Below are 23,951 nucleotides of genomic sequence, written 5' to 3'. Positions count from 1 at the left end.
AAATTAAATATTGAACTAAATATTGAACTAAATATTGAACTAAATAAAGTAATCCATTTTATATTTTTGTAATTTAAATGTGGCGAGGGTAGGTGCGAGAATAACAGTATGAGCAATGTTAGCAGTACGAGAACTAGAAAATCTGTAAGCGTTAAAAAAACCAATGGTACTAAGAAGACTACTGGTGCTAAAGAATCTGAAGACGTTAAGGAAACTAAGGCAATTGAAGAAACTAAAGTAATTAAAGAAGCTAAAGAAACCACTGGTGTAGATAAAAGTTTAACTAAAGTAAATAACAATATTGAATCTACAAATAGTGAGTATTCGAAGCAAAGTATTGAGCGTTTAGCTGTTGTTGTAGTTACGTATAAGCGTCAAGAGTTGTTGGCTCGTTTATTTAAGTCGTTTGAGAATTTAAATGAATGCCCATGGAGAATTATCGTAGTTGATAATGAAAAAAGCGAGAAAACTCGTGAAATGGTTGATTCGTTAAATGAGAATCTTACTAAAAAATGGGGTAATACGTATAGCGATGATGAAGGCAATTGTGAACACGTGCTTTACGAGCCTCAAGAGGATAATTTAGGTGGTGCTGGTGGATTCAGTGCTGGCGTTAAAAAGGCTTATGAGATTGGTGCTAAGTGGTTCTGGGTTATGGATGATGATGTTGAAACAGTTCCAGAATCTATTTCTCGTTTAGCTCCATGGACTAAAAAGCATTCTGTAATTCAAGGAAGCCGATTAGATTACGATGGTGGGAAATTCTACTGGCAATACGACTTCTTGGTGCCTATGGGCATACCAAATCCTTTCGCTCCTGCGGCTTTTGGACGTTCTGGATATCGTGTTATGAACACTTTGTGTTTTGAAGGTGGATTGTTTAGAAGAGATGTTGTTAAGAAAATAGGTTTTCCTGATCCTCGATATTTTATTTATTGGGATGATACTACTTATGGGTATCTTGCTAGTAAAGTTACAAATCCTATTGTTATTCCTGACATTGTTTTAAGACGTACTCGTGATATTCCTAATTGGGATATTGCTGGAGTACGACAGTTAAATTCTACTTCTGATATGAATCGTTACCATATTATGCGCAATCGCGGTTTTATGGCGCGTTATTTCATGGTTCATGGAGATTATCATCCGGTTATGTTTGCTTTGGGAACTGCTGCTACTGCTGCGAAGGAATTTATTCGTTTGTTAGCAGTTGATCGCGATAACATATCTTCTGGCGTAGGAAAATTAATTAAAGGATGGTTTGCTTCTAGAAGGATTTTGCATGATTCACATTGGAAGCCTATGCCTTCTTTAGAATAAAAAACAAACGTGTTTCATAAATTTGCAAATTTGTATAATTCTTGGTTATTATACTGAGAAAAATAATATTGGAACCGTTGGCAATAATTAAGTTCGTGGCTACGCGTGTCGTTTATAAGATAATGTAGAATGAACTTGAAATTCCATTGTCAACACATTCAGAGGAGAGGTGTTAGCGATGATTAACACTGCACAAGCTTTTGGCGTAGATATCGGTGGTTCAGGTATTAAGGCTGCACCAGTTAATCTTGAAAAAGGCGAGTTCGCTGAACCGCGTTATAAGATTCTAACTCCTGCAGTTTCTACTCCTCAGGCAGTCGCTGATATTGTTCGTCAACAACTTGAACATTTCGAAGTCACTCCTGATGTTCCTGTTGGTATTGCTTTCCCAGCACCAATAAAGCCAGGCAAGAAGCTTGATTATATGGCAAATCTTGACCAGTCGTGGATTGGTGTTGATGTCACAGAAGTGTTTAGTGAAGCATGCGGCCGTCCTGTTACCGTTGTTAATGATGCTGATGCTGCAGGTTTGGCTGAACAGCATTTTGGAGCAGCAAAAGATAAGGATGGATTGGTTATTGCAACGACATTAGGTACTGGTATTGGTACTGCGTTGATTTATAACGGTGTTCTTATTCCTAACACAGAGCTCGGCCATATTCAGCTTGAAAAGGGTAAGGGTGATGCTGAGAAGTATGCTGCATCATCAGTGCGTGAAAAGCTTGATATGGGTTATAAGAAGTGGGCTAAGCGCTTAACTAAGTACTACGGATTGATGGAAAAGTATTTTAATCCAGATTTGTTCGTTGTTGGCGGTGGCGTGAGCCGCGTAAGTGAAAAGTTCTTGCCACATATTGATATTAAGACTCCTATTGTTGTTGCTTCTTTGCATAACGAGGCTGGCATTATTGGTGCAGCTTTCTATGCTATGCAACAGCGTGAGAAGTAATTAATTTAAATTAGATAATATTAGTTTATTATTTAAATTTATGTGCTAATTGCTTTTATGCTCTGACATTTAGCTAGGCGCAGTCGCGATTTTAAATCGTTTGATTGTGCCTAGCATTTTTATTAGTTTCTTAGTTTATTAATTTATTAGTTTTACATGTTGTCTTACATGTATCGTTTTGCGTATCGTTTTATCATATATCTTTGATTCACTGTAGTGTAGTTGTGTGCGATTTTCTTCTAGAGTTGATGTAAGTGAGCCGAATCCTATTATCGTAGCTCAGCGACGTGCTTTATCTGAACATATAAAATTAACGAAGCTTAATGATTCTAATCCAACATCTCATAATCTTGCTCCAGAGTGTTTATCTAGCACATACAATGCAGATCCTAGAGGTCCTTTAGAAGTTAGAAAGCTATTATCGGATTTTATTAATAAAAGAGATAATCGAATTAGTGATGCGTGTGCTACTGATTCCGTAAGCGATTCTGTAAGTGATTCGTGCGCAAATGGCAAAAGTAAATATAACGTTCAAGCTGTTAATCCTGAAAATATTTATGTTTTGTCTTCCACTTCTCAAGCATATGCATGGCTTATGATGCTTTTATGCGATGCTGGAGATGCTGTTCTTGCGCCTACTCCTGGGTATCCTTTAATTGAATCAATAGCCAGACTTAATAATGTAGTTTCGATACCTTATTTTTTGCGCTATGACGGATCGTGGACTATTGATTTATCTAATCTCCGCTACTTAATCGAAAATGATTCGCACAATATTAAAGCATTAGTGCTTATTAACCCAAATAATCCAACTGGTTCGTATGTGAAGCCACAAGAGCGAGAAACGTTGTTGGAACTTTGTAATCGTCATGGTATAGCTATTATTGCAGATGAAGTTTTTTATGATTATTCTTTAGAGCCTTTTGACAATAACGCTCGTTTAGCTGGAGAATCATCAACGCTTGTTTTTGCTTTAGATGGATTTTCTAAAATGTTGGCAGCTCCTCATGCAAAAGTTGGTTGGATTGAAGTTTCAGGACCAACTGAAGATGTTAATGAAGCTAAAAAACGCTTAGATGTTATAGCTGATGATTTTTTGCCTATCGGTGCAACTGTTTCAGAACATATTCCGGAATTATTATCTTGCGCATCTAATCAAACTAATAAAGTTCGCGCTCGCGTACGTGAAAATCTTAAAACATTACGGTCAGTGTTATCTAAATGGCCTAATTGCACTGTTAGTGCTTTAAGAGCAGAAGGCGGATGGAATATTTTACTTCGTGTGCCTTCATGTATTGATGATGATGTTCTTGCGTTGCGTTTAATTAAAGATTATTGCTTGGTTTCCCAGCCTGGATATTACTTTGATATGCCTAATAATGGTTATCTTGCATTATCGTTATTGCCGGAGCCTGAACAATTTAATAGTAATATCGAGCGTTTATTAAAAACCGTTGATGTATTGCTTAGTGAAATTATAGGTGAGTGATCTTATAGGAGAGTGATCTTATAGGAGAGTGATCTTATAGGAGAGTTAGCCAAGCTCTTACGTTATACCATAAATCTGGATTGTATTTTACTAGTGAATCTTCTCTTCCTACAGTGAACCAGCTCAAGAATATTATTGCGATTGAGAACAGTAGTAGAGATATAAAAATAGCTCGTATAGAATATGCTGATACTTTATTTATCAACGTATCGTCATTGTTAAGTACAGCGATTTTTTCTAGGAATAGTGTTATTCCTACTGTTGCTCCTATTGCAAAAAGCCAGCTGAAATCTGCCATATATCTCCAGCCTATTCCAGCTTTCAAACTATCGAATATCACTAATATAAAAGCTGATGCAATTGAAGTAATCGCAATATTAGCTACGTATTTATTTTTAGTATGTTTGTAAAAAGCAATAGCTGAGATTATGCCTAATAAAACTAGAGGGCAAATACTAAAAATTCCGCCGATCATTGGTTCGCTATACTGCCACTTATTAAATGAGATTGGTTGAATTCCAATCCAAGGGAAATCAGGTATGATGCGTAAAGGCAATGCTAAATAGCTAATTATAGATGGGAGTATATTATCTGCCGGTATTCGCATTTTAGTCATGTCTGTTACTGTTATTTGATATTCGTTCCCAAATTTAAAAGGTGAGCCGAAGCGAATACTGTTATAAAAGCCTAGTGGTATTGCGATGATTGCTATTGGTATAAAAGTTATTGCAATAAATTTAGATAATTCTTTCCAGGAAGACGAATTTTTATAGTCGGCTAGAATATTTCTTAAAATGTCTAAAATTTTCTTTCCGAAAATAGGGAAAATAAAAATGAAAGCTATTGCGAATGTTGGTCTACAACCCAGATTAATAGCTATAAAGAATGTGCCTAAAATGAAGTATGTTTTACTGAAAGTCGAATCTGATTTTCTTGCATGAATCCAGCATAGTAATCCTATAGTTGTGAACATCATGGAAGCTGCTATAGGTACTGAATAGAATGATGGTCTAAACCATAAGTATGAAATATTAGAAGAAACCAGGAACATCGCAACGCAACAAGATGCGGTTCCTAATGAAGCCTGTTCTTGAACTCTGCGAACTAAGCTAATCACAAGTAAAGATCCTGATATAAGGAATCCTATAATGCATAAGAAAGTAACTGAAGATGTAGGTAAACTAATAGCATTATGAGTGAATATTGAGCTTATTGCTTGGAAAGGTAAGAAGAATAATATTGTTGGAACAACGCCAAAATAAGAGTACCAATGTCCTTGATAATAAGAGTGATCCCAGTAAATATTACTAACACCGCTTGCTAAAAGTTTGTCTCTTGCAGAAGGATCATATGGATTTGCTAATTGTGTAAGCTCATGCGGTACTGGTAAATCTAAGTAAGCATGACCGTTTAGGAAAGCTTTAGCTGTGTTATTGTATTGGTCGAAATCGTATGTATAGTTTCCTTCTACGTCGAAATGCAATGGTGCTGAGTACATGAAGCTTTCAACAATAGATTTCACAGCGTTTAATATAAATGGCAAAATAATGATTATGAAAAATATTTGATGGTAAATATTAGATGTGTTAAGTTTTATTTTCCATAATTTAGACCACGGATTCCATGCTGCGATTATTAACGATATAAGAATTAGTATTCCTATGCGTCCCCATGAAAAGCTAAAAGGCACTCTTACATTTGCTCTAGCGTCTTCCAAATCTATTATTGAATCGGCTGGATGTTGTATCCAGATTCTTAAAATGCCTGGTTTTCCAACGCCTTCTTCTGGTATTGGTATTATGGCGCCGTTTGTTGCACGAGGATTTGCGCTAATGTATTTTCCTGCATGGCTATTTACGTCAATTCGTACGTGAATATCTTTAATAATTGGCACATTTCCCAATTTTTTAGGTGGCTTAGATGCTGGTTGTAAACGAATATAAGGAGATGACCCATCTGAAATCACTTCAATATACGCTTCTGAAGGGTATAGGATTTTAAGTCCTCCAGAATGTAAACGCTGAAGTCCTGCTCCAATATTGTTGTGTGCAGAAAAACTATCCGTACTACCTGCGACGCTGTTCCAAAATTGGATATTGCCTAAAGTGCACTCAAACAAAACTATTAGTAATAATACGATTATTGGCATGCGTAGTTTTCGCAATATGTGTTTGTTGCGAAAGTATTTTCTACGTTGTGCTTCTATCAGAGTCTGAGATACTGAAATTGCCATAACGTATCTATCCTAACTGATTTGCATAGCTTATTAGTAATAAGCTTAGTTTTGTTCGTTAATTATTTAGTTTAAGTCTTATGCGTTTATTATTTTTATTTTTATTTTTATTTTTATTTTTATTTAATTTTATTCCTCTGCGACAAGATCTAGATATTCATCGTTCCATAAATCTTCATCGCCATCAGGCATAAGAAGAACTCTTTCAGGATGTAATGCTTCAACAGCTCCTTCATCGTGTGTTACAAGCACAATAGCGCCTTCATATTTTGATATAGCTTTAAGAATTTCATTCCTAGAGGCTGGATCCAAGTTATTAGTAGGCTCATCGAGTAAAAGTACGTTAGCTTGTGAAGTAACTAAAGTTGCGAGTGCAAGGCGTGTTTTTTCGCCTCCGGAAAGCACTCGAGCTGGTTTCATTGCGTCATCTCCTGAGAACAAGAAACTGCCAAGCATAGAACGAGCTTGAGTGTCATTCAAGTTTGGTGCAACGTGTTGAAGATTTTCTAAAACTGTTGCGTCTAAATCTAGAGTATCGTGTTCCTGTGCAAAATAGCCGATTTTGCATCCGTGGCCATACTTTACTTCACCAGTATCTGCTGTTTCTTCGCCTGCTAGAATGCGCAGTGTAGTTGTTTTACCGGCACCGTTGTAACCGAGTATTACTACTCGAGATCCTTTATCTATAGCAAGGTTAATTCCAGCGAAAACAATATTAGATCCGTATGCTTTAGAAATTTCCGTTGCCATAATAGGCGTTTTTCCACATGGAGCTGGCTCTGGGAAACGAATGTCTGCCACTTTTTCTTGTTTTTGAGCTTCGCTTGTTTCGCTAAGAAGTCGTTCTGCTCTGCGCATCATGTTTTGAGCTGCTACAGCTTTAGTGGCTTTAGCATGTAAGCGAATTCCTTGTTTCATAAGGCGTTCGGCTTTCTTTTCAGCTACTTCACGTTCTCTGCGTCTGCGTTCTTCGTCAACAACTCTTTGGTGCAAATATGCTTTCCAGCCCATTGAATACATGTCAATTTGTGCTGTTTGCGCATCTAAATGCCATACTTTATTAACAACTTCGTCAAGTAATTCTGTTGAGTGGGAAATTACGAGGAATCCGCCTTCAAATCGTTTAAGATAATTGCGAAGCCATATTATTGAGTCTGCGTCAAGGTGGTTAGTAGGTTCGTCAAGAATTAGCGTATCTGCGTCAGAAAAAAGTATTCTAGCTAACTCAATGCGCCTACGTTGGCCGCCTGAAAGAGTGCCTAGAGCTTGTTGCATGACTTCTTGTGGGAGTCCTAGGCTTGTTGCCATTGAAATTGCCTCAGATTGTACAGCGTATCCACCTGCTTTTTCATAGTCTTGCATGGCTTTGTCATAGCGATTCATAGCTTTTGACATAATATCTGGATCTGGATCCGTCATTTCTTTTTCTGCTTTGCGAATTCTAGAAACGATGGATGCTATGTCTCTAGCGCTCATAATGCGGTCGATAACGCTTTGTTCTGGATCTGCTGCATGAGTATCTTGTGGTAAGTAACCTAATTTTCCGCTTACTCGGACTGATCCTCCTGCAGGTAGCATGTCGCCTGTTATTACTCTTGTTAATGTGGTTTTTCCGGCTCCGTTTCGTCCGACTAAACCAATTTTGTCGCCTTTAGTAACGTGAAAATCAGAAGAATTTAATAGCGTACGCGCACCAATTTGTATGGTTAATGCTTGTGCGTCAATAGGCATATTATGTGTCCGTTTCCTGAAAAATAAGTCTTACTCATACTTAACTAAGTAAAATCTCAGCCAAACGAGCCATTATATCGTGTGGTGGTAACGAATTCTTAATAATCGCTTTTAAAATGCTATGTTTGGATTTTATGTGTGATGTTATGTGGGAGCTTAAGTCTGATGTTATGTGGGGGATTAAGTGTGATTTTATGTGTGACACGATTGTGGATGTTATGTGGGATGTGTTGCTGGAATATATTGTTTAGATGTGTTTAATGAGTATTTAATCACACGCGAATCGTATAACTTTACTTTTTCGAACAAGTGTTCTATACTTATTGGACTTGTATGATTTATTGTGAATTAAAATCGTTAATTGAACGTTGCATATGCGTATTGGGTATTGCATATAAGTATTTCGGAGGCGGCTATGTCAAAGCTACAGCAATCAGATGCGTTACAAGCGTTATTGGATGATGCTCCGTTATGCTTATCTAAAGGTTCTCTTATATCTGATTTATCTAAAGTTCCTTCTGAATGGAAAATAACTATTCAAGGAGCTCGCGAGCATAATCTTAAAAACGTTAGCTTATCTATTCCAAGAAATCGCATGGTTGTATTTACTGGTCTTTCAGGATCCGGTAAATCTTCACTGGCTTTCGACACTTTATTCGCAGAAGGACAACGACGTTACGTTGAATCACTTAGCGCTTATGCTAGGCAATTTTTAGGCCGCATGGATAAGCCAGATGTAGATTTTATTGAAGGCTTAAGCCCAGCAGTTTCTATAGATCAAAAAACTACGAATAGGAATCCTAGATCTACAGTTGGTACGATTACGGAAATCTATGATTATTTACGTCTTCTTTTTGCTAGGGTTGGAACTCCATACTGTCCTGAATGTGGTGAATTAGTTAGTGCTCAAACGCCTCAGCAAATGACTGATACTTTGCTTTCTATGCCTGAGCGTACGCGTTTGCAAATATTAGCTCCAGTAGTTAAAGGACGTAAAGGTGAGTTTAAAGATGTTATAGAACTTTTGCGTTCAGACGGTTATGCTAGAGCAATTATTGACGGTAAGATGCGCGATTTTTCCGAAGATATTAATCTAGCTAAGCAAAAAAAGCACACTATTGAAGTTGTTATTGATCGTTTAGTTATTAAAGATGGAATTCGTGTACGTCTTACCGACTCTATTGAAACAGCATTAAAACTATCTCATGGAGTTGTAGTTGCTGATTTTGTTGATGAACCAGAAGAGTCTTCAAAACGTAGACAATCATTCTCAGAACATAGAGCATGTCCAAATAATCATCCTTTAGAGCTTGATGAAATTGAACCAAGAACTTTTTCGTTCAACGCTCCATATGGAGCATGCAAGGAATGCTCTGGTATCGGTTATAACCTAGAAATTGATCCAGAATTAGTTATTCCTAATCCGGAAAAATCTCTTTCTCAAGGTGCTATTGAGCCATGGGCTATGAATAAATCTGCTGGAATGTATTATCAGCATGTGCTTTCAGGACTTGCCAAAGATCTAAGCTTTAGCATGGATACTCCTTGGCAAGATTTACCTAAAGATGTTCAACAAGCAATTCTTTATGGACATGATTTTACTGTTCAAGTTTCATATAGAAACAGATGGGGTCGTAATAGGGAATATTCCACTGGATTCGAGGGTGTAGTTCGTACACTCATGAGAAAACATGATGAAACTGATTCTGATCAAATGCGCCAATACTATGAATCTTATATGCGTGAAGTTCCATGTAGGGCTTGTGAAGGCAGACGTTTAAAGCCAGAAGTTCTTTCGGTTAAAGTTGGCGAATACTCAATTGCAGACGTGTGCGATATGCCTGTTTGTGAAAGTTTGAAGTGGATTAATTCACTTGAGTTAAAAGGTTCTCAAGCTATTATTGCTGGAGAAGTTCTTAAAGAAATACGTGCACGACTTGGATTCTTAAATGATGTCGGATTAAATTATTTAACTCTTTCACGAGCAGCAAAAACATTGTCTGGAGGAGAAGCGCAGAGAATCCGTTTAGCAACACAAATCGGCTCAGGATTAGTAGGTGTCATGTATGTGCTTGACGAACCTTCAATCGGATTGCATCAAAGAGACAATGAACGCTTAATAGCAACATTGCACCATTTACGAAATCTTGGTAATACTCTTATAGTCGTTGAACATGATGAAGACACTATTCGTCAAGCAGACTGGCTTGTTGATATTGGTCCAGAAGCTGGAGAACGAGGCGGTGAAGTAGTATATTCAGGACCATCCTCGTGCATATGCAAAGCTGAACGCTCTATTACTGGAGATTACATTGCAGGAAGACGATCAATTAGTGTTCCTGAAAAGCGTAGAAAAGTAGATTCAAATCGTGTCTTAAAAATTATTGGCGCTCGCGAACATAATTTAAAGAATATTGATGTTTCTATTCCGTTAGGCGTTTTTACGTGTATTACTGGCGTTTCTGGATCTGGAAAATCGACTTTAATAAATTCAATACTTTATCCAGTTCTTGCTGATAAGCTGAATGGTGCGCGAATTGTTCCTGGAAAGCATAAGGAAATAAAAGGCGTTGAGAAGTGTGACAAAGTTGTTCATGTAGATCAGAATCCTATTGGTAAAACTCCGCGCTCTAATCCTGCTACATACACTGGCGTCTGGGATAAAATTCGTTCTTTATTTGCTCAAACGCCTGAAGCTAAAGTTCGAGGATATGGTCCGGGAAGATTCTCTTTTAATGTTAAAGGAGGTCGTTGTGAGGCATGTCATGGCGATGGTACTTTGAAAATTGAAATGAACTTCTTGCCTGATGTATATGTTGAGTGTGAAGTTTGTCATGGAAAGCGTTATAACCGCGAAACTTTAGAAGTTAAATATAATGGCAAAACAGTTTCAGATGTTCTTGATATGCCTATTTCTGAGGCTGCTGTTTTCTTTAAAGCATATCCATCTATAGCTAGATATTTAAATACTTTAGTTGATGTTGGTTTAGGATATATACGTTTAGGTCAGAGTGCTCCAACTCTTTCTGGAGGTGAGTCTCAACGTGTGAAGCTTGCTACAGAATTACAGCGCAGATCTACAGGTAAGACTGTGTATATTCTAGATGAGCCAACAACAGGTCTTCATTGTGAGGATGTAAGAAAATTATTGCTTGTTCTTCAATCTCTTGTTGATAAAGGCAATAGTGTTATTGTTATTGAGCACAATCTTGACGTTGTGAAATCAGCGGATTGGATTATTGATTTAGGGCCAGAAGGTGGGGATGCAGGTGGAACTGTTGTAGCTTCTGGTACTCCTGAAGATATTTGTGAATGCGATTCTAGTTGGACTGGTAAATTCTTAAAACCAATGTTAAATCTTTAATATTTGACTTTAGAAGTTTATAGGATTTTTTAAGAAAGGGGGTGAAATGAATAATATCGACGATTTAGAATCTGATTCTTCTCATTGGCGTAAAACAAGTAAAAACAACAGTGACTCTCAAAATAACCACAGTGATGTTCAAAATGTAGATGGTTTTAATTCTTTAGGAGCGCCTTTATTGGGGGATAGTCGTGACCTATTTAGACCAGCTTCGCGTGATATTCCAGCTCAACCAGGAGTTTACAAGTGGCGTGATGGTGAAGGAAGAGTTATTTACGTTGGAAAAGCAAAAAATTTGCGGAATCGTTTAGCTAACTATTTCCAGCCTTTATATCAATTGCATCCTCGTACACAATCAATGGTTTTAAGTGCAAGAAGCTTGGAGTGGACTGTTGTAGCCACGGAATTTGAAGCGCTTACACTTGAATACACTTGGATTAAAGCATTTAATCCAAAATACAATGTAGTTTTTCGCGATGATAAAACTTATCCTTATGTTGCAGTGTCTGTTAATGAGGAATTTCCAAGAGTCTGGATTACTCGTAATCGTGGTGCGCGAAGCGCTCGCTATTTTGGTCCTTATGCAAAAGTATTACCGCTAAAACATAGTCTTGATTCACTACTAAAAACTTTTCCTGTTCGAACGTGTTCTTCAGCGATTTTTAATAAAGCTAAAAGAACTGGAAGACCGTGCTTGCTTGCATCAATTGGCAAATGTTCAGCTCCTTGTATAGGAAAAATAACTTCAAAAAATCATCGTGATTACGTTGAACATTTAGTTGGAATACTTACAGGAACAATAGGTTCTTCTTATGTTTCTAGTCTTGTTCATGAAATGAAAAAAGCCAGTGATGATTTAGAGTTTGAAAAAGCTGCAAAGTTACGTGACGATATTTCTCTATTAAATACAGTTTTGCAAAAAAATGCGGTAGTTTTTGATGACTACGTTGAAGCAGATGTATTTGGCTTATGTGGAGACGATTTTGAAGTTTCAATTCATGCATTTTTTGTGCGAGCGGGGATGATTCGTGGAGAGAAAAACTGGTCCGTTGAAAGGAATGAACAAGATGATGATAGTAATCTTTTAGCAGATTTATTAGCGCATGTATATTCAGAATACGATAACGGATATAAGTCAGAGTTAAATGAGTCTAATCACATTAAACAGTTGCGCGATGCTTTTGACGGAGTAAATAACACTATCGCTACTGATCCAATACTTCGTGCACAAGCAACTCGAGAAAGACGTGAAAGACAGGAAACAACAGGTCGTGAGGATTTATTAGCTCCAATATCGCCTGTTCCTCGAGAAATTATTGTCCCATTGGAAATACATGAAGATAGGCGTAAGGAATTAGAGCTTTGGCTTTCTAATATTCGAGGTTCGCAAGTTAGCATTCGAGTTGCTGAGCGTGGAGATAAACGCGCATTAATGCAAAGAGCTAATGAGAATGCAAGTCAAGCTTTAACGCGAATTAAATCTAGTCGAATAAACAGCATTGAAATGCGAACTGATGCCATGAATGAGATAGCTCAAGCATTAGGATTAGCAGAAGCTCCTTTGCGTATTGAATGTTACGATATTTCTAATACGATTGATGGCACGTATCAAGTTGCTTCAATGGTAGTTTTTGAAGATGCAATAGCTCGTCCAAGTGAATATAGGAGATTTTCTATTCATGGAGAATCTGGCAATGGGCAGCTGGATGATTTAAGTGCATTATATGAAACTATTTGTAGAAGATTTACTCATAGTGATTGCGAAAGTTCATCGTCTAGTTCCAATAAAAAGCAGAAAAGGTTTGCTTATAAGCCGAATCTTATTGTTGTAGATGGTGGTAAGCAGCAGGCTATTGCAGCGAAGAAAGCGATGTTGGATTGTGGTATAAAAGATATTGCTGTATGTGGTTTGTCAAAGAAGCTTGAAGAAGTTTGGCTTCCAGATGATGATTATCCTATTATTCTTAAAAGAAGTTCTGAAGGATTATATTTACTTCAGCGTGCAAGAGATGAATCTCATAGATTTGCAATAGCGTATCATCGCAATAAAAGAAGAAAAGGCGTTTTGCGATCTTCTCTTGACTCTATTCCTGGAATTGGTTTGTCTTATACAAAAAGATTATTGTCTGTTTTTGGTAGTGTGAAGGCAATTTCTTCAGCATCTGTAGAAGATTTGCAAAAAGTTCCAGGAATTGGTGCAGATAAAGCTCGTAGCATTTTTGAAGCTTTTCACAATTAAGTTTATACTTTCCACAATTAATTTGAAACTTTACGTAATTAATACGTGTAAGTATTTTCGTCTAAATATACGTTATAAAAAATGAGTATGTGCTTTACGATTAATTATTGCGACATTTTAATTTGTTTAGTCAACATCGAGCATTAGCCTAATAAGTATGTCACAGGAAATTGAAATTGGTTTGGGTAAAAAAGCCCGTGTAGCGTATTCACTTGATGATATCGCTATTCTTCCTTCTCGTCGTTCGCGTGATCCACAAGCTGTTTCTACAGCTTGGCAGGTTGATGCGTATAGCTTTGATGTACCTATTATTGCGGCTCCTATGGATTCAGTTACGAGTCCTGATACTGCAATTGCAATGGGACAAATGGGTGCTTTAGGTGTTCTTGATTTGGAAGGACTTTGGACTCGTTATGAGAATCCTGAGCCATTGTTAAAAGAGATTTCTGAATTGCCTTCTGAGTCTGCTACCAAGCGTATTCAGGAAATTTACTCTGAGCCGATTAAGCCTGAGCTTATTGTTAAGCGTTTGCATACTATTCGCGATGCTGGTGTTACTGTTGCAGGCGCTCTTTCTCCTCAGCGCACTCAGGAATTTTATGCTAATGTTCTTGAAGCTGGAGTTGATTTATTCGTTATTCGTGGAACTGCAGTTTCGGCAGAGCATGTTTCTAAAGATCATGAGCCTCTTGATTTGAGGAAGTTTATTTATGATCTTGATGTTCCAGTTATTGTTGGCGGATGCGCAGATTATACGTCTGCATTGCATCTTATGCGAACTGGTGCTGCTGGAGTTTTAGTTGGATTCGGCGGCGGTGCTGTTTCTGCCACAATGAATACTTTAGGAGTTCAAGCTCCACTTGCTACAGCTATTGCTGATGTTGCTGAAGCTCGTCGTGATTATTTGGATGAGTCCGGCGGCCGTTACGTTCATATTATTGCTGATGGCGGAATGGGCAATTCTGGTAACTTCATTAAGGCTTTGGCAATGGGAGCAGATGCTGTAATGCTCGGTACTCCTTTGGCTCGCGCTACTGAAGCTCCTGGTCATGGAATGCATTGGGGTGCTGAAGCTCGTCATCCTTCGCTTCCTCGTGGCATGCGTACTAATGTTGGTACTGTTGCTCCTTTGGAAAATATTCTTTTCGGACCAAGTCATAAAGCTGATGGAACCACTAATTTCGTTGGAGCTTTGCGCCGCACAATGGCATCAACTGGATATGTTGATGTTAAGAGTTTCCAACGTTGCAGCGTAGTTTTTAAGCCATTTAATTAAGATAATAGGTGAGTAGATAGCTTCTTTTAGAAGCGTTATTGCTGTATTATGGCGAGTTTGACATGAGTTGAACTCGCCATTTTATTAAATTGCTGTATAGGTTTGTGATACCGGAAGTTTGTGATGATAGAAGTTTGGGATATGTGATACCAGAAGCTTGCAATGCTAGAAGTTTGCGTACTCTAAGTTGAAGTTATAGTCTAAAAATCAATAAATCAACAATTTTTCTAATTTTTCAAATTTTTATAATATAAATGTTAGATTAAATCGATTTTGCATGAAAAATTAACATATCTTTTGTTATTTTTTTAGAATTGAAGTTCTATTTTAACAAAATGTGCATAAAACAATGTGTCAAAAACGTTGATTTTATTGGGAAAATAAGATTGTCGTATTTATTTATCCACATTTTTAATTGTTTTTTATTCTCTTTTTTAATTTCGTTGTATGCTGTACCTATTCCGCAAAAGAAATCATATTATATGCGGTATTTTAATGAAAAGAGGAAGAAAATGAAAAAGATATGTTTTGCGGATTCAGATCCGCTTGATGAGGATAAATATCTAGATTCTAAAGGTATGTTTACCAATAGTTCATCTGATGATGCGTCTGATTATGATACGGCACCGCCTCCTATTAAAAAGATGCCTAATAAGCTACCTACGTACGATGGAGTATTTTTAGTAGGAGTTTCTCAAAGAAAAGTCCCTTATCATATAAGCCTTGCTTATGATGACACTATTTCTGAGGAAAAAATGTTCTCGATGGCTATGCATACTTGCAGGGTTGCTTGTATAGCACTCGATATAGCTCGAGGGCATCCAATTATGCCTGTTATGAATAAAATGCTTTCAAGTGATTGCATAAAAAAGTTGCATAATATGTGGGTTATGGTTGGAGAGCATCTTCGTGAGCTTAATGATCCTATTTTGAATTTTGAAGTGTGTAGACTTCCAGTTAATCCGCATTTAGTTAATGGAATTATGGTAGAGCCAACTCATTTTGAGGGAGTAGTTAGAATGACTACTGGCTATGAACAATATTGGACTTCGTTGTCTTTGAAATATAAGCGCGGTGAATGGATTTGTACTTATGCGGATATTGGCTGATTTAGTTGATTTTGTTAGTGAATTAAATATATCTCATTGCTAATAAAAGTATGTAAAAAATAAAAAATAAATTAAATAATAATTGAAATTATTTTATATGACTATTGATTTTAGAAATGGTGATGAGATGGTTATTAAAAATAAGCTGCGGATTAGTTATTTTTATAATTCGCAGCTTTTTATATATAAGCTGGCTCATACCTTTAGTCATACCTTTAGTTATATCTTTAGCTATATTTTTAGCTATATTTTTATATTCTTAGTCGTATTTTTACTCATATATTTACTCAAACCTTGTTTTATAGTACTCATAAATTTCTGTATAAAATAATGCGCAATATATTTATTTGTAGAAATTTCCAATATAAAAAATATTTTTTTGTATGAATTGCGTTCGTGTTGCTCTAATAATTAAAGTACAATGACAATTATGCTCCGAGAATTTTCTGTAGAAGCCATTCACCCAACTCAAGACGGTGATACCATTTATTCACTTCTTGCTAATAGGGCATTACGCTCTCCGCAAGGAACTATTGCTCAATGGCAAGACGAAGACACTAGACAATGGCATGATGTTACTGCTGTTGAAATGCTTGCCAAAGTTCGTGCTACTGCTAAAGGATTGATTGCGCTTGGTGTGCAACAAGGATCGAAAGTAGTTATATATTCAGCTACATGCTACGAATGGGGTGTAGTTGATTTTGCTTGTGCAGCTATTGGTGCTGTTTCAGTTCCAATTTATGAAACTGATTCTGCGCTGCAAGCAACTGACATTATTAATGAAGTACAGCCTGTTATTGCTTTCGCTGGTGATGACGCTCATGCTCAGTGCTTAGAGTTGATTCGTAATAACAATAAAAATACTTCTTTCAAGACTTTTAATTTCAAAGCCGGCGGCTTAAGTGCTGTTATAGACTTTGGTAGGTCTTTGAACACTCAAGAGCTTGATAAGGCTATTGAAAATGTAAAAGCTGACGATTTGTCAACTATCGTATACACATCTGGTTCTACCGGTAAACCTAAGGGTGCAATGCTTTCGCACAGAAACTTCACTCATATTGTTTTCGCTGGTTATGATGTGTTGAATGACATGCTTTATCAGCCTAGCAGGCTTTTGCTATTCTTGCCTTTAGCTCATTGCTTTGCTCGCTATATACAATACGTATTAATCGGTTCCAACGGTGTAGTTGGATATGTTCCTAATGCTAAGCATCTTTTGACTGATTTGCGAAGCTTTAAGCCTTCTTATTTGCTTGGAGTTCCTCGAGTATTTGAGAAGGTCTATAACGCTGCTTCACAAAAAGCAGGTGCGGGTATTAGAGGTAGAGTTTTTGCTAAAGCTGTAAGGCATTTTATCCAGTGGTCGCGTGATGAAGTAAATGGCAAGTCGCATTCTTTGTCTGCAAAAATGGAACACAAGTTCTATATGAATACAGTTGGATCATCTATTCGTTCGGCTTTGGGTCCTAATCTTTCATGGTTAGCTTGCGGTGGTGCTCCTATAAGTGCAGATTTAGCTCATTTCTTTAATGGTCTCGATGGTATAACCTTCATACAAGGTTATGGTATGACTGAAACTGCTGCTCCATGCGTAGTTAATTTTGAACATGCTAATCAAGTTGGTTCAGTAGGTCGTCCTGGTCCTGGTATTTCTATTCGTCTTGCAGACGATGATGAAGTCTTGATTAAAGGCCCAAATGTCTTCATGGGTTATTACAACAAGCCTGAACTTACGGCTGAAGTATTAGATGAAGATGGTTGGCTACATTCTGGAGATATTGGCGAGATCGACGATGAAGGATTCTTATCTATTACTGGCCGTAAGAAGGATATTATTATTACGGCTGGCGGTAAGAATATTAGTCCTGCTCCGCTTGAAGGCATTATCTCTAAGTGTCCTTTAGTGTCTCATGCAGTAGTTTTGGGCGATGGTAAGCCATTTATTTCTGCACTTATTGAGCTTGAACCAGATATGGTTCGTTCTTGGCTTAAAACACAGGGCATGCCAGAAAATATGCCTATGAGCAAAGTTGTAACTAATGAAGCTGTACGTTCTGTTGTTCAACAATATATTGATCAAGCGAATAGTACTGTTTCTAGGGCTGAGTCGATTCGTAAATTCGTAATTTTGGAAGATGAATTTACTCAAGATGCTGGTACTCTTACTCCAAGCATGAAAGTTGTTCGTCCAAAAGTATTGAAGCGTTATGCGAATATTATTGACACGCAGCTGTATGCTCCTAAGCCTAATACGAAGCCTTTTCCAGCGACTGTAAAGATTCTTGATAAGACTACTGAAACAGTTCGTCAGGCTCAAGAAGCTGTAACGCCTAGAGTTCGTCAAGCTTTTGATCAAGCAGCAAATCAGCTTATGCATTTCGGTGATGAGTCTGCTTTAGAAAAGCATGATGTGGCTGCGAATGAGGCGTCTAACAAGACTTCTTCCGATGCTCATTAGTTTTATAATTTAAGAATTTGATAGTTTAGTAATTTAATTACATATCAAAAATTATTTATTAGCGCAGTGTTAGTAAGCATTAAATCTTTTTTGCTGTTTATTAACACTGCGTTTGTTTATTAGCACTGCTGTTTTATTTGTTTTACATGTTCTATGCGTTTATTTGTTCTATAAGTCTATTTGTTCTATACGTCTTATTTTTTTTTATTCGTGTTGTTTAAGTTTCTATTTGATTTTTTATAATTTTTATAATTTTATTAAAAAGATGTCTATCAATTATTACGTGCTGTATACAATAATAGAGATTCTGTTTATAGTCTTCAGTAATAGTGATGAAGGAGAATTGTGACTATTCGTAAAATTCGCGTTGTACCTGATCCAGTATTGCGCACTCCATGTGATGAAATCAGTGAAATTACGCCTGCAATTCATAATTTGGTTGAAGATTTGCTGGAAACTGTTAACGATCCTGGTCGTGCTGGTTTGTCTGCAAATCAAATTGGTGTTAGCTTGAGAGCATTTTCTTATAACATTAATGGTCGAATTGGCTATATTTTAAATCCTGTTATTGAAGAAACTAGTGGTGAGCAATATGACGATGAAGGTTGCTTATCTGTTCCAGGATTGTGGTACAAAACTCGTAGAGCTAAATATGCTCGTGTTCGAGGCATTGATCTTCAAGGTAAAACTGTAGTTTTAGAAGGCGAAGGTTTGATGGCTCGTATGTTGCAACACGAATGCGATCATCTTGATGGACATATTTATTTAGATAGATTAGAGAAGGATGTCCGAAAGAAAGCTTTGAAAGAACTACGAGATAATATTAAATAGTTCTAAATGTGTTTATTAAATGTATTTCTTGAATATATTAAGAAATACATGAATCTTTAGTGTTATTTAATGATTTAGTTTAGTAGTTAGTTTCTGTTATAATCCTATTTCGCGTGTCCATTTGAGCATGAGTACTGTCGCGTTATATGATTGCTCGATTTTTATTGTCTACCGGATGCGCAAATACGCGCCATGTACGCGTCCATTCGTGTCGGTCGGCTTGATTTAGACGGATTGTTTAGACAAGTTGCATGCGAATAGACATGGCCAGGCAAGAACCGACAAGAAAGGTAAAGATATGTCGCAAATTACCATGAGCGAAATGCTGAAGGCTGGTTTACATTTTGGCCATCAGACTCGTCGCTGGAATCCAAAGATGAAGCAGTTCATTCTCACCCAGCGCAATGGTATTCATATCATCAATTTGTTCAAGTCTCTCGACATGATCGATAAGGCTTATGACTTCATCAAGCAGACTGTTGCTCACAATGGTACTGTTCTTTTCGTGGGTACTAAGAAGCAGGCTCAAGAAGCTGTGCAGAATCAGGCTACTCGCGTGAATATGCCTTATGTTTGCGAGCGTTGGCTTGGCGGTATGTTGACGAATTTCCAGACTGTTTCTACTCGTGTTAAGCGCTTGAAGGAACTTGAGGAAATGGACTTCAGCGATGTTCGTGGCTCTGGTTTGACTAAGAAGGAACTTCTTCTTTTAGAGCGCGAAAAGGATAAGCTTGCTAAGCAGCTTGGCGGTATTCGTAATATGAACCGCACTCCTTCCGCAATGTTTGTTGTTGACGTAAACAAGGAAGCTCTTGCTGTTGAAGAAGCTCATAAGCTTGGTATTCCAGTTGTAGCAATCGTTGATACTAACACTGATCCTGAGTCTGTTGAGTATCCAATTCCAGCTAATGACGATGCTATTCGTGGCGTTGAATTGTTAACTAGCTTGATGGCTGATGCTGTCGCTGAAGGTTTGCTTGAGCATGCTGGTAAGGGTTCTAAGTCCGAAGGTGCTGATGCTCAGCCAATGGCAGCTTGGGAAAAGGAATTACTTACTAACGAAAGCGAAGCTGCTTCTGAATCTGCTGAAGGTGAAGAAGCAGAAGAAGCAGAAAAGTCTGAGTGAAAAAATAGAGCTTATCTTCTATAAGCTTAATAGTAAGGCGTTTATGTGGTGTAAGCGTTTTGCCTATGCCACTAAGCCCTACATATAATACGAGGAGAACAAAATGGCAGCTATTACTGCAGCGTTGATTAAGCAGGTGCGTGAAGAAACCGGCGCCGGCATGATGGACGTTAAAAAAGCTCTTACTGAAGCTGAAGGCGACGTTGCCCGCGCTAAGGAAATCATCCGCGCTAAGGGTATTCAGGCAGCTGGTAAGCGTGAAGGTCGTAAGGCTCAGGAAGGTACCATCGCTTCTAAGGTTGTTAAGTCTGCTGAAGGCGAAACTGGTTACGCAGTTGAATTGAATTCTGAAACTGACTTTGTGGCAAAGACACCAAAGTTTGTTGAATTCTCAAACACTGTTCTTGACCATGCTGTTGAAGCTTGCGCTTCTACTGCTGAAGAAGTACTTGCAGCCCCAGCTGATGGTGCAACAGTTAAGGAAGCTGTTGAAGAAGCAGCAGCTTTGTTCGGCGAGCATGTCAAGGTTGGTCAGGTTGCTAAGGTAAGCGGTCCACACGTTGAGATTTATGCTCACAAGAAGTCTGTAGAATTGCCTCCAAGCATTGTTTCTATGATTGCTACTGATGAAGCTGGTGCTAAGGTTGCTCACGAAGCAGCTTTGCAGATTTCTGCTATGGGTGCTCAGTGGCTTCGTCGTGAAGATGTTCCAGAAGAAGTTTTGGAATCTGAGCGTCGCGTTGCTACTGAAAAGTCTTTGGCAGAAGGCAAGCCAGAGAAGATTGTTCCAAAGATTGTTGAAGGTCGTATGAATGCCTTCTTCAAGGAAACTGTGCTTCTCGAGCAGGCTTACGTGAAGGATCCTTCCAAGAGCGTCGGCGACTTGTTCAAGGAAGTTGGCGGTACTGCTTTGGCCTTTGCTCGTCTTGAAGTTGGCAAGGGTTCTGCTGAGTAAGTATCGTTTTATATCGATTACTTGTAATTGATTATTTTATAAGAAGTGGGTTCGTACATGTGCGTGCCCACTTTTTATATTTATAAGTAATCAAAACTTTATATTTACAAGTAATAATTTTTTTTTATTTGTTTCTTGTATTTATATTTCATAGTCATATTTTTATTTATATTTCGTAATTCTATATTTTTCAGTAATCTGCTATTCTTTTGAAAACTTTTACTCTGCGTTTTGTAGTGTCGTTGTTGGCCGATAGTATGACAACGATATGCTTGCATTCGCTGTGAGGACTGGAGGAATGGTATGACTATCGAACAATCGGAAAGCAATGCTCGTAGAGTTCTCTTAAAACTTTCAGGTGAAGCATTCGGCGGTGGTGCTGTTGGCATAGATACAAAAGTTGTACGTAGAATTGCCAAAGAAATTATGACTGCAGTGCGTAGTGGCGTGCAAGTCGCAATTGTTGTAGGCGGAGGCAATTTCTTCAGAGGTGCTGAGCTTCAGCAAGCAGGTATTGATCGTAGCCGCGGCGACTATATGGGTATGCTGGGTACTGTCATGAATTGCTTGGCTTTGCAAGATTTCCTTGAACAAGCTGGGCAAGCAACTCGAGTGCAGACTGCCATTACTATGGGTCAGGTTGCTGAGCCATATATTCCATTGAAAGCAATTCGACATCTTGAAAAGGGTAGAGTTGTTATCTTTGGTGCTGGTGCTGGAATGCCGTACTTCTCAACTGATACTGTTTCTATTCAGCGTTCTTTGGAAATTCATTGCGACGAAGTGCTAATGGGTAAGAATGGCGTTGATGGAGTTTATAGCGCGGATCCTCGTAAAAACCCTGATGCCAAAAAGTTTGTTACTCTTAATTACCATCGCGCTCTTGTTGACGGTTTGGCTGTTATGGATGCGTCTGCGCTTTCTATGGCTCGCGATAACAAGCAAAAAATTCGCGTATTCGGCTTGGAAGGTGAAGGAAACGTTACTCGCGCTTTGATTGGTGAAGAAATAGGAACGCTTGTTTCTGATTTAGAGCCTAAGTTTGCTGAATAAGTTTGCTGAATAATTATATATAACTGTATTATTTTGCACTTATTGGTAATATTCGGTTACCATTGATATTAAGAAATGTTTTAAGAACTATATTTGCAAAGGAGAATAAATGTCTGCAATTATCGATCAAGCTCGCGAACAGATGAATAAGTCTGTTGAAGCTACTAAAGAGAATTTTATGGGTATTCGCACAGGTCGTGCTAATCCTGCTTTACTTAATGGAATTATGGTGGATTATTATGGCGCTCCTACTCCAATTAAAGCTGTTGCGTCAATTGGTGTTCCAGAGCCTCGTACTTTAGCAGTGACTCCTTTTGATGCTTCTCAAGCTAATGCTGTTGAAAAAGCTATTCGCGATTCTGATTTAGGTGTAAGCCCTAATCGTGATGGTAATGTTATTCGTGTTACTATGCCAGAGCTCACCGAAGAGCGTCGCAAGGAATATGTAAAGCTTGCTAAGAATAAGGCTGAAGAAGGCAAAGTCGCTGTTCGTAATATTCGTCGTAAAGCTAAGGAAAGTATCGATAAGTCTGTTAAAGACGGTGAATTAGGCGAAGACGAAGGCGATCGTTTACAAAAAGAGCTTGATAAAGTCACTAAGCAGGTTACTGATTCTCTTGATGTCTTACTTGAAGGTAAGCAAAAAGAAATTATGGAAGTCTGATTTATATTTGTGGCTATAAGCATGTAACTTATATGTTATTGCATGTTCTAAAGATGGGTGTCGCATGAAACAGCATAAAGATGATATTGTTGAGTCTTCTCAAAGTCATTTAGATGATGATAAAAATGTTAAAGGAAAATCGTCTTCTTCAGCATTTAATAATTCAGAATCTAATGGCTCGTCATCTTCTAAGCATGATGGTGGCACCCATGAAGCTTTAACTGATATAAATCGACGTACAGGGCGTAATATGCCACAAGCAATAGCGACCGCAGTTGTTCTTATTGCTATTATTGTGGCTTGCTTGCTTATTAGTATGGATGCTTTCATTATATTGATTGCATTGTTTATGGTTGGAGCATTATGGGAGTTGCATGTTGATTTTGCAACTATTGGATTGCGTATACCTTTTGTTGCGCTATCAATTTGCTCTGTTGTAACTATTTTGTCGACTTATTATGCAAAATGGCATGCTATAGCTATGGCGAGTGGAATAACAGTATCACTTATTCTTACTGTTATTTTTGCAACTCTTAATAGCACTATATCTGCTCGTACTCTTCAAGCTGTTGAAAAGAAATTGCAGCATTCTTCAGGAGCTGTAACTAATAGCAGTACGTTCAATAATACTGCTGCATCCATGTTCGTAATATTGTATATCCCTCTTCTTGCATCGTGTATTGTTCTTTCAATAGCAGGTAGTAAATATGCTATTGCACATGCAATGTTATTGGTATTTTTGCCGGCTTTAAGTGATACTGGTGGTTTATTTGCTGGCGCTTGGCTTGGTAAGCATAAATTATCTCCTAGAATTTCTCCAAAAAAGTCTGTTGAAGGTTTAATCGGTTCAATGCTTTTTGCAATAATCGGTGCGTACGCCATTGTTATCGGCTTCTATGGTATGAAGTTTGTTGAGTTTTGGTGGCTTCCTGCAGTTATGGGCATAATTTCTGGAATCGTCGGTACTTTTGGCGACTTGTGCGCATCAATGCTTAAGCGTGATATTGGAATTAAAGATATGGGCCATCTTCTTAAAGGACACGGTGGCGTTTTAGATCGCGTTGATTCAATTCTGCTTTGTGGCCCTGTTTTGATGGCGATTATGAAGTTTGCGAAAGTTTGATTCTTTAAGAATTCTAGTTTTGTATAACAAT

Annotated in this window: 16 protein-coding genes; 14 read left to right on the top strand and 2 right to left on the bottom strand. The window is 37.9% G+C overall.

Annotated features, from left to right (window positions below):
- Positions 1–108: 108 nt before the first annotated feature.
- The 3 genes from BFS05_RS01440 (at position 109) to BFS05_RS01430 (ending at position 3,758) form a co-directional block, all read left to right on the top strand.
- Positions 109–1,320 carry a glycosyltransferase gene (locus tag BFS05_RS01440; RefSeq protein ID WP_258004173.1) on the top strand — a complete coding sequence of 404 codons (1,212 nt, stop codon included), beginning with the start codon at positions 109–111 and terminating at the stop codon, positions 1,318–1,320.
- Positions 1,321–1,498: 178 nt separating this feature from the next.
- Positions 1,499–2,269 carry a polyphosphate--glucose phosphotransferase gene (ppgK, locus tag BFS05_RS01435; protein ID WP_103084274.1) on the top strand — a complete coding sequence of 257 codons (771 nt, stop codon included), beginning with the start codon at positions 1,499–1,501 and terminating at the stop codon, positions 2,267–2,269.
- A 226-nt stretch (positions 2,270–2,495) separates the two neighbouring features.
- Positions 2,496–3,758 (top strand): pyridoxal phosphate-dependent aminotransferase, encoded by a 1,263-nt coding sequence (locus BFS05_RS01430; RefSeq protein ID WP_103084273.1) that lies wholly within the window; start codon positions 2,496–2,498, stop codon positions 3,756–3,758.
- Between the two features lie 34 nt (positions 3,759–3,792).
- Here BFS05_RS01430 and BFS05_RS01425 read toward each other — a convergent pair whose 3' ends face one another.
- On the bottom strand, positions 3,793–5,991 hold the full coding sequence (locus BFS05_RS01425; RefSeq protein ID WP_258004172.1) for a beta-carotene 15,15'-monooxygenase: 2,199 nt from the start codon (positions 5,989–5,991) through the stop codon (positions 3,793–3,795).
- A gap of 129 nt (positions 5,992–6,120) precedes the next feature.
- Complete coding sequence (locus BFS05_RS01420; RefSeq protein ID WP_103084272.1) at positions 6,121–7,722, bottom strand: ABC-F family ATP-binding cassette domain-containing protein; 1,602 nt, start codon at positions 7,720–7,722, stop codon at positions 6,121–6,123.
- A 415-nt stretch (positions 7,723–8,137) separates the two neighbouring features.
- Here BFS05_RS01420 and uvrA point away from each other — a divergent pair, with 415 nt between their 5' ends.
- From uvrA to BFS05_RS01365, 11 genes are all read left to right on the top strand, one after another.
- Complete coding sequence (uvrA, locus tag BFS05_RS01415) at positions 8,138–11,086, top strand: excinuclease ABC subunit UvrA (RefSeq protein ID WP_103084271.1); 2,949 nt, start codon at positions 8,138–8,140, stop codon at positions 11,084–11,086.
- A gap of 46 nt (positions 11,087–11,132) precedes the next feature.
- Entirely contained in the window at positions 11,133–13,325 is a 2,193-nt protein-coding gene (gene uvrC / locus BFS05_RS01410; protein ID WP_103084270.1) for an excinuclease ABC subunit UvrC, read from the top strand.
- A 157-nt stretch (positions 13,326–13,482) separates the two neighbouring features.
- Positions 13,483–14,601, top strand: a complete 1,119-nt coding sequence (locus BFS05_RS01405) for a GuaB3 family IMP dehydrogenase-related protein (RefSeq protein WP_103084269.1) — start codon at positions 13,483–13,485, stop codon at positions 14,599–14,601.
- Between the two features lie 512 nt (positions 14,602–15,113).
- The gene (locus tag BFS05_RS01400; protein ID WP_103084268.1) at positions 15,114–15,710 is read left to right on the top strand and encodes a hypothetical protein; all 597 of its coding nucleotides are present in this window, start codon (positions 15,114–15,116) and stop codon (positions 15,708–15,710) included.
- Positions 15,711–16,140: 430 nt separating this feature from the next.
- Positions 16,141–18,168 (top strand): AMP-dependent synthetase/ligase, encoded by a 2,028-nt coding sequence (locus BFS05_RS01395; protein ID WP_103084353.1) that lies wholly within the window; start codon positions 16,141–16,143, stop codon positions 18,166–18,168.
- A gap of 345 nt (positions 18,169–18,513) precedes the next feature.
- Entirely contained in the window at positions 18,514–18,999 is a 486-nt protein-coding gene (gene def, locus BFS05_RS01390) for a peptide deformylase (RefSeq protein ID WP_103084267.1), read from the top strand.
- 298 nt (positions 19,000–19,297) lie between these two features.
- A complete protein-coding gene (rpsB, locus tag BFS05_RS01385; protein ID WP_103084266.1) occupies positions 19,298–20,125 on the top strand; it encodes a 30S ribosomal protein S2 in 828 nt (275 codons plus the stop codon).
- Between the two features lie 103 nt (positions 20,126–20,228).
- Complete coding sequence (gene tsf / locus BFS05_RS01380; RefSeq protein ID WP_103084265.1) at positions 20,229–21,080, top strand: translation elongation factor Ts; 852 nt, start codon at positions 20,229–20,231, stop codon at positions 21,078–21,080.
- A 303-nt stretch (positions 21,081–21,383) separates the two neighbouring features.
- Positions 21,384–22,133: a UMP kinase gene (pyrH, locus tag BFS05_RS01375; protein ID WP_103084264.1), complete on the top strand. Its 750-nt coding sequence runs from the start codon at positions 21,384–21,386 to the stop codon at positions 22,131–22,133.
- 109 nt (positions 22,134–22,242) lie between these two features.
- Positions 22,243–22,797 (top strand): ribosome recycling factor, encoded by a 555-nt coding sequence (gene frr, locus BFS05_RS01370; protein ID WP_103084263.1) that lies wholly within the window; start codon positions 22,243–22,245, stop codon positions 22,795–22,797.
- A gap of 64 nt (positions 22,798–22,861) precedes the next feature.
- Positions 22,862–23,920, top strand: coding sequence for a phosphatidate cytidylyltransferase (locus BFS05_RS01365; RefSeq protein WP_103084262.1), 1,059 nt, complete (start codon positions 22,862–22,864; stop codon positions 23,918–23,920).
- The last annotated feature ends 31 nt before the right edge of the window (positions 23,921–23,951 follow it).

The organism is Gardnerella coleohominis, from assembly GCF_002896555.1.
In the GTDB taxonomy this organism is placed as follows: domain Bacteria; phylum Actinomycetota; class Actinomycetes; order Actinomycetales; family Bifidobacteriaceae; genus Bifidobacterium; species Bifidobacterium vaginale_F.
This window is presented reverse-complemented; position numbering and strand designations above follow the sequence as displayed.